Source organism: Frankia sp. AgB1.9 (genome assembly GCF_016786355.1).
Lineage (GTDB): Bacteria > Actinomycetota > Actinomycetes > Frankiales > Frankiaceae > Pseudofrankia.
The window spans coordinates 82673-95501 of sequence record NZ_JADWYX010000014.1; the positions used below are offsets into that span (position 1 = coordinate 82673).

The 12829-nt window shown below is 69.7% G+C and carries 14 protein-coding genes; 11 read left to right on the top strand and 3 right to left on the bottom strand.

The window, feature by feature from the left end:
* Positions 1-8 precede the first annotated feature (8 nt).
* The 5 genes from I6A60_RS07475 (at position 9) to I6A60_RS07495 (ending at position 5341) form a co-directional block, all read left to right on the top strand.
* Positions 9-653, top strand: coding sequence for a response regulator transcription factor (locus I6A60_RS07475; RefSeq protein ID WP_203021295.1), 645 nt, complete (start codon positions 9-11; stop codon positions 651-653).
* Positions 654-827: 174 nt separating this feature from the next.
* The gene (locus tag I6A60_RS07480; protein WP_307873568.1) at positions 828-1622 is read left to right on the top strand and encodes a hypothetical protein; all 795 of its coding nucleotides are present in this window, start codon (positions 828-830) and stop codon (positions 1620-1622) included.
* Between the two features lie 434 nt (positions 1623-2056).
* The gene (locus tag I6A60_RS07485; RefSeq protein WP_203021248.1) at positions 2057-2866 is read left to right on the top strand and encodes a spirocyclase AveC family protein; all 810 of its coding nucleotides are present in this window, start codon (positions 2057-2059) and stop codon (positions 2864-2866) included.
* 47 nt (positions 2867-2913) lie between these two features.
* Positions 2914-4155: an ABC transporter substrate-binding protein gene (locus I6A60_RS07490; RefSeq protein ID WP_203021250.1), complete on the top strand. Its 1242-nt coding sequence runs from the start codon at positions 2914-2916 to the stop codon at positions 4153-4155.
* A 73-nt stretch (positions 4156-4228) separates the two neighbouring features.
* Positions 4229-5341, top strand: coding sequence for an ABC transporter substrate-binding protein (locus I6A60_RS07495; RefSeq protein ID WP_203021252.1), 1113 nt, complete (start codon positions 4229-4231; stop codon positions 5339-5341).
* Positions 5342-5394: 53 nt separating this feature from the next.
* Here I6A60_RS07495 and I6A60_RS43380 read toward each other — a convergent pair whose 3' ends face one another.
* The 3 genes from I6A60_RS43380 to I6A60_RS07510 are packed head-to-tail and all read right to left on the bottom strand — an operon-like array spanning position 5395 to position 8219.
* A complete protein-coding gene (locus I6A60_RS43380; RefSeq protein ID WP_203021254.1) occupies positions 5395-6690 on the bottom strand; it encodes a TetR/AcrR family transcriptional regulator in 1296 nt (431 codons plus the stop codon).
* A 39-nt stretch (positions 6691-6729) separates the two neighbouring features.
* Positions 6730-6954, bottom strand: a complete 225-nt coding sequence (locus I6A60_RS07505; RefSeq protein WP_203021256.1) for a ferredoxin — start codon at positions 6952-6954, stop codon at positions 6730-6732.
* Positions 6951-8219: a cytochrome P450 gene (locus I6A60_RS07510; protein ID WP_203021258.1), complete on the bottom strand. Its 1269-nt coding sequence runs from the start codon at positions 8217-8219 to the stop codon at positions 6951-6953. Before I6A60_RS07510 ends, I6A60_RS07505 begins: the two co-directional genes overlap by 4 nt.
* Positions 8220-8562: 343 nt before the next feature.
* Between I6A60_RS07510 and I6A60_RS43385 the strand changes: the two genes are divergently transcribed.
* The 6 genes from I6A60_RS43385 to I6A60_RS07540 all read left to right on the top strand — a co-directional run bounded on the left by I6A60_RS43385 (position 8563) and on the right by I6A60_RS07540 (position 12792).
* Complete coding sequence (locus I6A60_RS43385; RefSeq protein ID WP_203021260.1) at positions 8563-9252, top strand: TetR/AcrR family transcriptional regulator; 690 nt, start codon at positions 8563-8565, stop codon at positions 9250-9252.
* 39 nt (positions 9253-9291) lie between these two features.
* The gene (locus I6A60_RS07520; RefSeq protein WP_203021262.1) at positions 9292-9633 is read left to right on the top strand and encodes a metalloregulator ArsR/SmtB family transcription factor; all 342 of its coding nucleotides are present in this window, start codon (positions 9292-9294) and stop codon (positions 9631-9633) included.
* 3 nt (positions 9634-9636) lie between these two features.
* Positions 9637-10143: an SRPBCC family protein gene (locus I6A60_RS07525; RefSeq protein WP_203021264.1), complete on the top strand. Its 507-nt coding sequence runs from the start codon at positions 9637-9639 to the stop codon at positions 10141-10143.
* Positions 10143-10772 carry a dihydrofolate reductase family protein gene (locus tag I6A60_RS07530; RefSeq protein WP_203021266.1) on the top strand — a complete coding sequence of 210 codons (630 nt, stop codon included), beginning with the start codon at positions 10143-10145 and terminating at the stop codon, positions 10770-10772. Before I6A60_RS07525 ends, I6A60_RS07530 begins: the two co-directional genes overlap by 1 nt.
* Before the next feature lie 123 nt (positions 10773-10895).
* Complete coding sequence (locus I6A60_RS07535) at positions 10896-11732, top strand: FadR/GntR family transcriptional regulator (protein WP_203021268.1); 837 nt, start codon at positions 10896-10898, stop codon at positions 11730-11732.
* A gap of 109 nt (positions 11733-11841) precedes the next feature.
* The gene (locus tag I6A60_RS07540; protein ID WP_203021270.1) at positions 11842-12792 is read left to right on the top strand and encodes a TauD/TfdA family dioxygenase; all 951 of its coding nucleotides are present in this window, start codon (positions 11842-11844) and stop codon (positions 12790-12792) included.
* The last annotated feature ends 37 nt before the right edge of the window (positions 12793-12829 follow it).

Consider the following 12829-nt stretch of genomic DNA (forward strand, 5'->3'; position numbering starts at 1 on the left):
AGGGCGGGCTGAGGATCGTCGTGGCCGACGACGCCGTGCTGTTGCGGGAGGGCCTCATCCGGCTGCTGGCCGAGGAGGGCCATCAGGTGGTGGCCGCGGTCGGTGACGCCCCAGCCCTGGTCGAGGCGGTGCTGCGACACCGCCCGGACGTGTCGGTCGTCGACGTCCGGATGCCGCCGACGCACACGGATGAGGGTCTGCGGGCGGCGATCGACCTCCGCTCGCGCCTGCCCGGCTCGCCGGTGCTGGTGCTCAGCCAGTACGTCGAGACCTCCTACGCGGCTGACCTGCTCGCGGACGGCTCCGGTGGGGTCGGCTACCTGCTGAAGGACCGGGTCGGCCGGGTCGGGGAGTTCCTGGACGCGCTGGAGCGGGTCGCCGGCGGCGCGACCGTGCTCGACCCGCAGGTCGTCGTGCGCCTGCTGGACGGGCAGCGCGGCGGCAGGGCACTGGCGTCGCTGACCCCGCGGGAGCGAGAGCTGCTCGCCCTGATGGCCGAGGGTCATTCGAACACGGCCATCGCCCGGCGGCTGGTGCTGTCCGCCAGCGCGGTCGAGAAGCACATCGGCAACATCTTCGCCAAGCTCGGCCTGCCACCCGACGACTCCCAGCACCGTCGCGTGCTCGCCGTCCTCGCCTATCTCCGCGCCTGACGGCGACCGGCGGTGTGGCCTTTTCCGCGCGGCGGGTCCGGTTGACCGGGTAGGGCCTGCCACACCTTCGTTGTCCGGCTCACTCCGGTGACCGGGCGACGCGCCCGCGAAATCGTAAAAGCCATGCTCACACCATCACCCGCCACGGGTCCACGCCCGAATCCCTCAGGCCGCGTGCTCCTGGCACTGGCCCTCTGCGCCGCCGCTCTCGTCGGCGCCTTCGTCGTGGCCCCGAGCCGACTGGCGGCAGGCAGCGGGGACGGCGACCTCGTCCACCACCACCGGCTCATCGCGGCCGTGCACAGCGGGTTCGTCGAGTACTGGCGTTCCGGCAACCGGCGGCTTTCCCCGCACCTCGCGCGGGTCGTCGACTACTGGTATCGGTACCACCTGGTCAAAGGCCTGATCTCCGCGCTCCTGCTGGCGGTCCTCATTCTGCTGACCATCGGGCTCTGGAGGAATTTCCTGAAGGCCGGCGACCGGGTAAGACGGGCCGGCCTCGCGTCGGCCGGCGTTCTCACGGCCGCGCTCGCGCTGCTCGCGCTGGCGGCGGTGATGGCGAACATCCAGGGCGCGGCGGCGCCGTTCTCCTCTCTCGTGCCCATGCTGCAGGAGGGCGGGAGAGACCCGGCACTCGCCAGCGCGCTCGACCAGGCCACGCGACAGCTGGCCTACTCGGGGTCGGGCACAGGGACGGCGCCGGCCCTCCAGGTGATGACGGACGGGTTCACGCGCTACCACGTGGTGCTGGCCGTGGTCGCCGCGGTCGTGGCGGCCGCCCTCCTCGCCGTCAGCGTGCTGCTGTGGCGAATGACCCCGGCCGACCGGACGGCCAGGCGGGTGACGCGCGCCTTCGGCGCCCTGACGGCCGTGCTGACGCTGGGCCTGCTCGTCCTCGTCGCGGCGAACGTGACCGCCGCGGCCCACTCCGCCCCCGCTCTCCTCGACGCGCTGAAAGGCGGCCTGTGAGCGATCCGCTCCGCGGTCAGGGCGTCGCTCCGACTGTTGGAGCCCACTTGGCATCGACAGCCGGCTGCTTGCGGCGCGCTTGGCGGCACTTGTCGCCGACTCGTGAGGCGGGCCAGCCACAGGTTCGACCGGTGCGTGCGGACGTTGACGGGTGATGACCGGCTGGCTAGGTTGTGAACAAATATTAGGTTTGATGAGTGGTTGGGGAGCTCTTGACGCATCGGTGCGGCTGGGAGATTGACTGCGCGGGGGTCCACCGGGCCCACGCGCCGAGCGTCCGCGGTCGGGCCGTGCTGCCCGCCCGGGTGAGCTGAGGAGCGACGTGGGCGCCGTCATCATGCTCGGCACGCTGTTCGCCCTCATCGGGCTCATTTACGGTGTCGTCCTGCGTTTCGACCCCGAAATGCGGCGTCCCGGACGTCCGGGCGCGACCGATGAGTGACGGGTTGACGCCGGCGCTCCTGTTCGGCCAGGTGTTCGCCTATGTCGGTGGCCTTTCGTTCCTCGCGGCCGGCATCGTGCTGACCGTTCGCCGGCGGCGTCTGCACCCGTTACTGCTTTTATGCATCTCGGCGATCTCGTTCTCCTGGATCGAGGCGCCGTATGACTGGGCGATGTACGCGCAGTTCGCGCCCGGCCTGCCGCGCATGCCCTCCTGGTGGCCGTTGAACCTGACGTGGGGTGGGCTGCCTGTGTCGGTGCCGCTGGGCTACATCGAGTACTTCGTGCTCCCGGCGCTCCTTGGCGTGGCGCTCGAACGGCGGCTGCGCGCGAGGTTCGGGTGGCGACGGCCGATCGGTCTGCTCACCGTCGGGCTCGTCGTCGGCTACAGCTGGGCGTTGCTCTTCAACGGCGTCTTCGGCGTCCGCGCCGGCGTCTTCTACTACGGCCGTGTCATCTCCGGCCTGGCGATGTTCGAGGGAACCAGGCACCAGTACCCGCTGTACGACGCCCTCGCGATGGGTGTGCAGATGATGGTCTTCACCTATCTCCTCGGGCGGACCGACCCGGAAGGGCGCACGGTCATCGACGCGTGGGCCGAGCGCAGGACGAAGACCCCGGCCCGCGCGGTCGCGTTGTCCGTCGCCTCGGTAATCGTGCTCGGCAATCTGTTGTACGGCGCCGTGTTCGCGCCCCACCTCGCCACCAAGCTGAACGGTGACGTGACCGTCGGACCGACGACCGAGCTGTTCCCAGGAGTGCCGAACCAACCCCCGCAGGGCGGGGCAGGAGGCGGACAGTGACGGTCACAGGGCCACGGTCAGCTCATCACCCGCGGGCGAGGTAGACGATGCGCAGGAATCGCAACAGGCTCTTAGTGTCGGCGGTTGCCCTCGCGGCAGCCGCCACCGCCTGCGGCTCGGCTGGCTCGCCCGGCGCTCCGACCGCCACGACGACAAGCGTCCCCAGCAAGGGCACCTACACCATCGGAGTCCTTTCCGACATCACCGGCCCGGCCTCTTCCGTGCACGGAAGCACCCCCGGAGGAATCAAGGCGGGTGTCGCTCTCGCGGCGCGCGGTGGTTACACGATCAAATATGTGCTGGCGGACACTCAGACCACGCCGGCCGGAACGCTTGCCGCCGCGCAGATGCTGGTGACCCAGAAGCATGTGCTGGCCGTCATCGCCAACTCCGCCCTCACGTTCGCGGCGTCGGACTATCTCACCGCGCACAATGTGCCGGTGATCGGGCCCGCCGAGGACGCAAGCGAGTGGATCACTGCGAAGAACATGTTCTCGATCTACGGTGCCCTCCACCCGACGTGGGTCGCCACCACGGTGGGCGCCTTCTTCAAGATGGAGGGCGTGACCAGGCTCGCCTCGTTGGGCTATGCGGTCCCGACCTCGTCCCTCGCCTCCGAGACCTGGGCCGCGTCGGCGCGCGCGGCGGGTGTCGATGTCGCGTACCTCAACTCGAAGTTCCCGCTTGGGAGCACCGATGTTGGTCCCACCGTGCTCGCCATGAAGAACGCCGGCGTGGACGGCCTCGTCATGTCGGTCCAGCCGAACACCGCGTTCGCGCTGATCACCGCGCTTCGCGACCAGGGCGTGAGGCTCAAGGTGGCTCTGATTCCCACCGGTTACGGGGGTGACCTCACGCAGGCCGGTCCGGGTGCGGTGCAGGCGGCGCAGGGCGTCTACTTCCTCCTTGGCTTCGAGCCGGTCGAGATGCGGACGGCGGCCACGAAGCAGTTCGTGAGCGACCTGAGGACCGGCGGGGTCACCGGCGAACCCACCTTCGCGCAGTACCAGGGTTACGTATCCATGGCCCTTCTCGTCGAGGCGCTGAAGGGTACTGGCGGCGGAGTAACCCAACAGACGCTGCTGGCCGCGCTGGCGAACATTCACGATTTCAGTGCCGCGGGCCTCTACGGCGACCACAGGCTCGACGTCAACGACCGCGAGCACGCCGTGAACGGCGTCGACAACTGCACCTGGATCGTGAAGCTGAACGGAAAGGTCTTCGAGCCGGTCAAGGGGGCCAGCCCGATCTGCGGGACGCAGGTCCCCGGCGTCACCGTCTCGTCCTGACCCGGCCCCTGAAACGGGCGGCGGCACCAGCCGGGCGGACGTCAGCCGCCTGCGCGCGACCGAGGGAGTATCAGTGTCGTACGAGAGCAGCGCCGAGCCGATCAAGCTCGGCTACCTGTTTGACTTCCGCCTGCCGGACGGCTACCCGAAGGACCAGCGGGACGACCTGCATCAGACATTCGAGCTGGTCTTCGAAGAAGGCCGCAGGGCGGGAATCATCGACCGGCCGGTGGAGATCGTGTTCCGGGAGGTCGAGGGCCTGCCGAAGGGTTCGGTCAAGGCGGTCATCGATGCCTACGGCGAGCTCGTCGACGAGGGCTGCCTGGTGGTCTTCGGTCCTGCGATCTCCGACAACTGCGTGCCGACCCGTGAGGCGATCGAAGAGCGGTTCCACGTGCCGGCGATCAGCGTGACGGGTACGGACGACTGGCTCGGCGAATGGACGTTCTCGCTGCCGCAGGGCTCGCTGACGGACGAGCCGATCTTCTGGGCTCAGCTGCTCGCCAAGGGCGGCCACACCGAGGTCGGCTGCCTCATCGAGCGGTCACTCGTCGGCGAGTCCTACATCCGCAACTTCCGTAAGGCGTGCGCGGAGCAGGGCATCCGCATCGTCGCCGAGGAGTGGATCGCCCAGACCGCCCAGGACGTCCAGGACAATGTGCGCCGGCTACACGAGGCGAAGGCTCAGGCGTTGGTGCACTGCGGCTTCGGCTTCGGTGTCGTCTTCATCAACCCGGCGCTGAAGGCGCTCGGCTGGGACCCGCCGCGCTTCATGGGAACAGCGTTCCAGAACGCCTGGATCAACGATGTCCTGTGGCAGGCGATGCTGGGCTGGACCGGCATCGACCAGTACGACGAAGGAAACCGGCACGGCCAGCGGTTCCTCGACCGGTACGCGGCCGCTTACGGCCGGCGCCCGGAGTACTGCGTGCCGGTGGTCAACCACGACCTCGCGACCGTGCTGCTGCACGCGTTCGCGGACGCTCATCCGCTGAGCCCGCGTGGCGTCAAGGAAGCACTCGAACGGGTCAAGATGCTTCCCGCCGCGTCCGGCGCGCCCGGGACTCGACTGTCGTTCGGCAAGTGGACCCGCCGCGGCTGGATGGGCGCCGGCTACCTGGTCGCCAGGCGGCTCGACCCGGACGGCGTGAACTCGCGCCTCGTCGATCGTTTCGGCCAGGACTGAGCCGCCGCCGAATGATCTCGCCCCCGCGCCAGGGCGACGGCTCGCGGGGACGGTCAGGTTGCCGCGGCCCGCGTCCGTCCGTGGGCGGCCTGCTCGGTGGCGTCGGCCTGGGCCGCCGCGCCGCGCAGGACGGTGTCCCGGGCCAGCCGCAGCGCCGCCCGCGGGCCGGCGGCGCGCACGACGCTCCCGGGCGTCCACAGCGCCTCGAAGACCGTACGCGCCCGAACGTCGGCCGACGCGGCGCCGAAGCGGACCTCGCCGGTCTTCGTCCCGGCGGCCAGGAGCGTTCTCACCTGCCGCAGCTGCGCGGGAAACGGCCAGCGGAGGTTGGGGCTCTCCGGCGGTGACTGGCGCAGTCCGGCGAACTGGATCCGGAACTCCTCACCGAACCGGTCCATGACCTTGATGTTGAACCACATGAGTGCGTCGAGTTTCTCGACCGGGCTGGCCGGCGCGGCCAGGACGGCGTTCCAGCCTTCCGTCACCGCGGTGACGTAGCCGCCCATGATCGACGTGAGCAGGTGCTCCTTCGACTCGGTGACCCGGTAGACGCTCCCGACGCTCAGGCGGGCTGTCGCGGCGATGTCCCGCACGGTCGTGGCCTCGTACCCGCGCCGGCTGAACTCGGCCCGGGCGGCCGAGCGGATCAGCGCCACGCGCTCGCTCTGGTCGGTGTCGGAACCCTCGCTCCACCGCGCGATCGCGTCGTCGGCCTCCCGCAGCGCGGCCGACCGGTCGAGCGCCGCGTCCCGCGGGCACTCGGGCGCGATGCCGTTCAACAGAATCGCGCAGCGGATCGCGGGGACGCGCGCCGCGCTCGGACTGCGGTGGAACACCCCGATGCCGACATGCAGCATGCTCGAACACAACCGGTCGGCCAGCAGCGACGCCTCGACGCCCGGCCGGATCGACCCGTCGGCCTGACCAGCGCGGACAATCTCGAGCATCGTGGTCTGGATGGCGGTGGGAGTCCGGGCGGCAAGTGCCACCAGCTCGTCGCTGGAACCGGCGGATGGTTCGTAGAACGTCAGCAGCAGCGCCGCCCGGTGCCGCACCGCGCAGGCCGCGATCGCCTCTCCGAACGCGATCGTCCGTTCCAGGACCGGGCGGGAGCTCGCCTTACGCAGGTCCGCGGAGGCCGAACGAGCGACCTCGTCGAGCTCAGCCTGATAACGCCGGACCAGCTCGACGATGATCGCGTCTTTCGAGTCGAAGTGGTGATAGAGACTCCCGGCCAGGATGCCGCAGGCGTCGGCGATGTCCTTGAGCGTCGTCCGCAGGCCGGAATCGGCGAACAGCGTCGCGGCCGTGTCGAGGATCTCCGCTCTGCGCACCCCGTCGTTCGGCACGGCGTCCACCCCTTCCGCGCGACCCTGACGGAGATGACGCTACTGACTCCCAGGCCGTGCGTCGCCGATGGGCGTCAGCCGAAGGGCCTCGGTCGGGCATTCGGCGATGACGTCGCGCAGGTAGGCGTCGTCGCCGTCGACCTTTCCGACGACGGTCGCGAGGGAGCGCTCGTCGAGGCGGAAGACCTCGGGGGCGGCGTAGGCGCAGGCGCCGGTGCCGACGCAGCGGTGCCGGTCGACCTCGATGCGCCAGGTGTCCGTCATGGCCGGCCGCTCGCCGTGCCGATGGGAAGCCTGCTGATCCGGCGGGCATTGAAGTGCCTCGGGTCGTACTCGATCTCGCCGGCGATCCTCGCGGTGTCGCCGAACCGCCGCTCGAACTCCTCGATCATGAGTTTTCCCTGGACCTTGACCAGGTTCAGGCCGATGCACAGGTGTGGGCCGGCTCCGAAGATGATGTTGCCGGCGTGGTTGCGGGTGACGTCGAAGCGCAGTGGGTCTGGCCATTTCGCCGGGTCGAGCCCGGCCGCGGAGAACATGAGCATCACGTGAGTGCCCTTCTCCAGCCGCTGCCCGCCGATCTCGACGTCCTCGCGGGGGAAACGAGGGATCGCGCCGAACTTGCCGTGCCCGCCCCAGCGCAGCACCTCGAGGATGACGCTCTCCATCAGTTCCGGCCTGGCCCGTAGCAGGGCCAGCTGGTCGGGATGCGTCAGGAGCGCGCGCAGCGTCAGCGTGTGGAGATCCACCGCGGTGTCGGCGCCGGCGGTGACGAGCGCCGTGATCACGCTGACGATCTCCCAGTCGGTCAGCTGCTCGCCGTCGACCTCCGTGGCCAGCAGGGTGCCGAGGAAGTCGTCGTGGTCGCCCGGGGCGCGGCGGCGCTCGGCGACCGTGTCCAGCAGGTACTGCAGCCCTGGCAGCGCGCCCTCGGCGAACTCCGCCCGCTGCTGCGCGCTGTAGAGCGGGTTCGACGCGCGCACGAGGTTCCAGCCGAGCCCGTGCTCGAAGAGGGTCTCGGACTCGGCGGGAACGCCGACCATCCGGGCGATCGCCCGGATCGGGACCTTCGCGGCGATGTCCGTCGCGGCGTCGAACTCGCGCGGGTCCTCGATCTCGTCGAAGATCCCGGCGACGGAGTCCCGGATCCGGTCCTCGATCTGGTCCATGACCCGGCGGGAGAAGGCGGGCGCGGTCAGCCGCCGCAGGCGCATGTGCGCCGCGGGCGACACGGTCCCCATCGACATCGACTGCTGCTGGTCGTACAGGGTCCACTCCGACCGGGGCTTCGGGGTCGGGGCGTTGTTCCAGTCGGCGAAGTTGGTGCTGAACCGGGTGTCGCGCAGGATCTCGGCGATCAGGTCGTGCCGGGAGACCATCCAGGCGTTGATCTCCCGGTGAAAGGCCACCGGGTAGTCGGCGATCAGCTTCCCGAAAACGGGGTACGGATTCTCGACCGACTCGATGTCGTAGGGGTTGTAGACGCCGAGGTCGATCTCGACCCGGTCGGCGAGGGCCGGTGCGGACATCGCTGTTCCCATCTGCTCGTCTCTTCCCATTCGACGGTCAGGGCCCGGACGGCGCGTCCGGCCGCCGGGACCAGGCGAGATCCCCGCCGCCTGTCAGCGCGGGGCGCCCTCTGGTGGCGGCGCGTCCCTGCCGACACGGGGCCTCGACGCGCCGGTGGAGCGCTCGCCTGGTCGTCCTACCGTTGGTGGATGTGTCACCGGAGGCCGCCAGGACGACCTGGGCATCGCTCAGCCAGTCCTCCAGGGCGACGGTCCTAATATTACCTGACGACATGTAACATATCTCGACGCCGCGTTGCAAGGGCTCGAGACCTGACCGACTACTACCGCGAAGGGAGCGGCAGTGAGCGCCAGCAACGCGGCCGCACGCGAGGACCCTGGTGGCGACGGGCTCGCGCGGTCGCGACGTCCGTCGTCCCCCTCGACCACCGAGGCGGCGGGCGTGACGTCCGGGCGCCCCCGCGATCTCTCCATCGACGAGCGCGTTCTCGCGACGACCCGCGCGCAACTGCTCAGCCTCGGCTACACGGACATGAGCCTCGGGACGATCGCCCGGGAGGCCGGGGTGAACCGCCCCGCCATCTACCGCCGCTGGCCCTCGAAGATGCACCTCGTCTTCGACGCCGTCGCCCCCGCCGCGCCCACCGTCAAGGAGTACGACTCAGGCGACTTCGAGCGCGACCTGCGCGACCTCATTCGCCGCGCCGCCGCGTTCTTCGACCTGCCCGAGGTACGCGCGGCACTTCCCGGACTGATGGCGGACGTGGGAAGCAACGAGGCGCTGCGGGTCAGCGTGGTGGAACGTCTCGAAACCGAGGCGCGTCACCGCGTGACGCATCTCGTCGCCCTCGCGACGGAACGCGGGCAGATCGTGCCCGGGGTCGATGTCGACGCCCTGTTCGACTCGATCAGCGGAGCGCTCATCTATCGCCTGGTACTGCGCGACCAGCCATCGTCGTCGTTCGCCGACACCCTCGCGGGGCTTCTCCTGCAGCCCATCATGCGCGCGCCGCTCGCTGACCAACCGGAGTAGCCGCCTTGACGTATGCCGATATCGGCATACGATCGGACCATGGCACGAGCAGCGACGACGTCGGACGTCTTCAACGCGATCGCCGAGCCGCAGCGCCGGGAGATCCTGGTGCTGCTGCGGGCGGGGGAGCGGCCGGTGACCGAGCTGGCCCAGGAGCTGGGGATGACCCAGCCGGGGGCGTCCAAACACCTGCGGGTGCTCCGCGAGGTCGGCCTGGTGCGGGACCGCAAGGCGGGCAAGCAACGCCTGTACGGCCTTGACGCCCGCGGGCTGCGACCGGTTCACGAGTGGGCCGGCGGGTTCGAGCGGTTCTGGAACGAGAGCTTCGACCGGCTGGACGCGTACGTGCAGGACCTCAAGCAGGCAAGGCAGGGGGAGTAGCTGATGAGCGCGACGGAACGAGGAGCGCCGGCGCGGTCCGCGACGGCCGACCGCGAGATCGTGATCTCCCGGGTCATCAGCGCCCCGCGGGAGCTGGTGTTCGAGGCGTTCACCGAGGTGCGGCACCTGTCGCGGTGGTGGGGACCGAACGGGTTCACCACCACCACGCGGGCCTTCGAGTTCCGCGTCGGCGGGGAGTGGGACTTCGTGATGCACGGACCGGACGGGACGGACTACCAGGAGTGGATCTCCTGGACCGAGATCGCCCCGCCGGAGCGGATCGCCTTGCTGCACGGTGAGTCCCGCGGCGACCCGAACGCCTTCGAGTCGGTCCTGACGTTCGCGCCCGACGGCGCGGCGACCCGGATCGAGATGCGCACGGTGTTCCCCACCAGGGAGCTGCGCGACGAGGTGGTCGAGAAGTACCACGCGATCGAGGGCGGCCAGCAGACCCTGAGCAACCTGGCCGCCTACGTCACCGAGATCCTTCAAAAGGAAGTCGAGGTCTGATGGCCGGGCAGGTGTTCTTCAGCGTGTCGATGTCGCTGGACGGTTTCATCGCGCCCGAGTCTCCCGAGGAGCTGATGGGACAGCTGTGGATGGAGCTGCAGGGGTGGGCTTTCCCGCTGCGGTTCTTCCGGGAGAACCTCAAGCTCGGCGAGGGCGGTGAGGAGGGCCGCGACAACGACATCGCGCGGGAGACGTTCGAGCGCACCGGCGCGAGCGTGATGGGCAAGCGCATGTTCGAAGCCGGCGAGCAGGCGTGGCCGCAGGAGGCGCCGTTCCACACGCAGGTCTTCGTCGTGACGCACGAGAAGCGTGACCCCTGGGAGCGGCAGGGCGGGACCACCTTCCACTTCGTCAACGACGGCATCGAGACCGCGCTTGACCAGGCCCGCGAGGCCGCCGGAGACCGGGACGTCCGCATCGCGGGCGGCGGCGCGACGATCCTTGAGTACCTGAACGCCGGCCTGATCGACGAGTTCACGATCGCGCTCTCACCGGTGCTGTTCGGCTCCGGCATCCGCCTGTTCGAGGGCGTCGACGCGGGCCGCGTGGCCCTGGAGCCAGTCCGCGCGGAGCCGACGCAGCGGGTGACCCACCTGACCTACGCGGTCCGATCGCGGGTGTCCAGCTAGCGCCGATCGGCCCGCGACCGCGCCATCGCCCGGCCTCGGGCGTCTCGCTGCATCGTATATACGTTGCGAGACGATCTTTCAATGATATAGACAGAAGGTCGCTGGGGAGCTACGGTTCCGGTCATGGTGCACGACGACCGGCAGCGGACCGGTGACCAGCCGATGCCCGGCATCCAGGCGCCGAAGGTGGCCGAGCTTGTAGCCGCGCAGCTACGGCGGCGGATCGTCACCGGCGAGCTCAGCGACGGCGCGGCGCTCCCACGCGAGGCGAACCTGCTCGACGAGTTCGGCGTCAGCAGGCCGAGCCTGCGTGAGGCGCTGCGGATCCTGGAGACCGAGGGCCTCGTGCGCATCCGGCGCGGGAACGTCGGCGGTGCCGTGGTCACCCGGCCCACGGCGACCAGCGCCGCCTATCACCTCGGCCTGACGCTGCGCGCGAACGAGGTCACCTGTGACGACCTCGCGGTCGGCCGGCTCGCGATCGAGCCGACGTGCGCCGCTCTCGCGGCCGCCCTGCCCGATCGGCAGGCGATCGTCGACAGGCTCAACCGGCTCATCGACGAGAGCGAGGCCAGCGAGGCGGCCGCGGAGTTCCACGACGCGGCGCATGCCTTCCATCTGGGCCTCACCGAGCTGTGTGGCAACACCACCATGCGGCTGATCGCCGGGACGCTCGAGGCCGTCTGGAACGCGCAGGAGGACCGGGTGCTGCGGGCCGACTACCAGTCGGACCAGCGCGCCCGGCGGATGTCCATCGCGTCGCACCGCCGCATCGTCGCCGCGATCGAGGCGGGCCGGGGCGACCAGGCGAGCCGCGAGATGAGCCGACATCTCGGTGACACGCACGACCTGATGACCGCCAGGTACGGGTCCAGCGTGATCGAGCTGCCGGCGCCCGCGTCCCTGAGCAATCTGCGCGCCGTCAGCGGGCCTTCCCTCGCGGGCGCGTCCACTCGTTGACCGACGGAACAGCCATGACGCAAGGCCGACCCGAGAACCAGGACAGCCGGTCGGGAATCACCGTTCGGGATCGAGTCCCGAACGGGCCAGCGAAGAAAGGCGCGGGTACATGAGCACGATCACCGTCAAGGACCTGCAGGACGGCCTGCCGTTCGGTGCGCGGATTTCCGGCGTGACCTCGGCCGCGCTGGCGGACGAGGCCGTGCGGCAGGAGATCGCCGACACCTTCGAACGCCGCGGCGTGATCGTCTTCGAGGACGTGGAGCCGAGTACCGAGCTTCAGGTGCGGATCAGCAACGTCTTCGGCCCGCTGAAGGACCACCCGAGCAAGACCACCACCCGAGTCGACGCGGAGCGGTGGCCGGGTGTGATCGCGATCAGCGCGACCCCCGACATGTGCATCGTCGAGATCGACGGCAAGCCGCGCATCAGCTGGCAGCCCTGGCACTTCGACCACTGCTACAACGACGAGCTCAACCGGGCCGGCGTCCTGCGCGCGGTGACGGTCGCGCCGGATGACGGCCTGACCGGGTTCGCCGACGGTATCCAGATCTGGAACGACCTGCCCGCCGAGGCGAAGGCCGCCGCCGACGACCTGAACGTCATCTACACCCTCGACCTGCTGTACCCGCATCAGCGTTTCGGGCTTCCCGCGTCGTTCAAGGAGCTTCGGCCCTACGCGAATGCCGAGCAGATCCTGCAGAACGCCGCCGCGCTGCCTCGCGCCATTCACCCTGCCGTGTGGACGCGCCAGACCGGGGAGAAGGTCATGCACCTCTCGCCGTACATGGCGGTGGGCTTCGAGGGACAGGAGACGCCGGACGGCGAGGAGAAGTTCCACTACCTCTGGGCCGAGGTCCTGAAGGTGATCCGTCCCTACTGGCACAGCTGGAAGACGACGGACATGCTCATCTGGGACAACTGGCGCATGCTGCACGAGGCCGGCGGATGCGACCCGAGCCTCGACCGCGTCATGCACCGGACCACGATCAGGGGTGACTACGGCCTGGGCCGCTTCGAGGGCGGCGTGAAGGTCGGCGCGACCACCTCGGCAATGTGACGCGAAGCGTAGCCGCCTTACGCCGTGTGCGCTACGC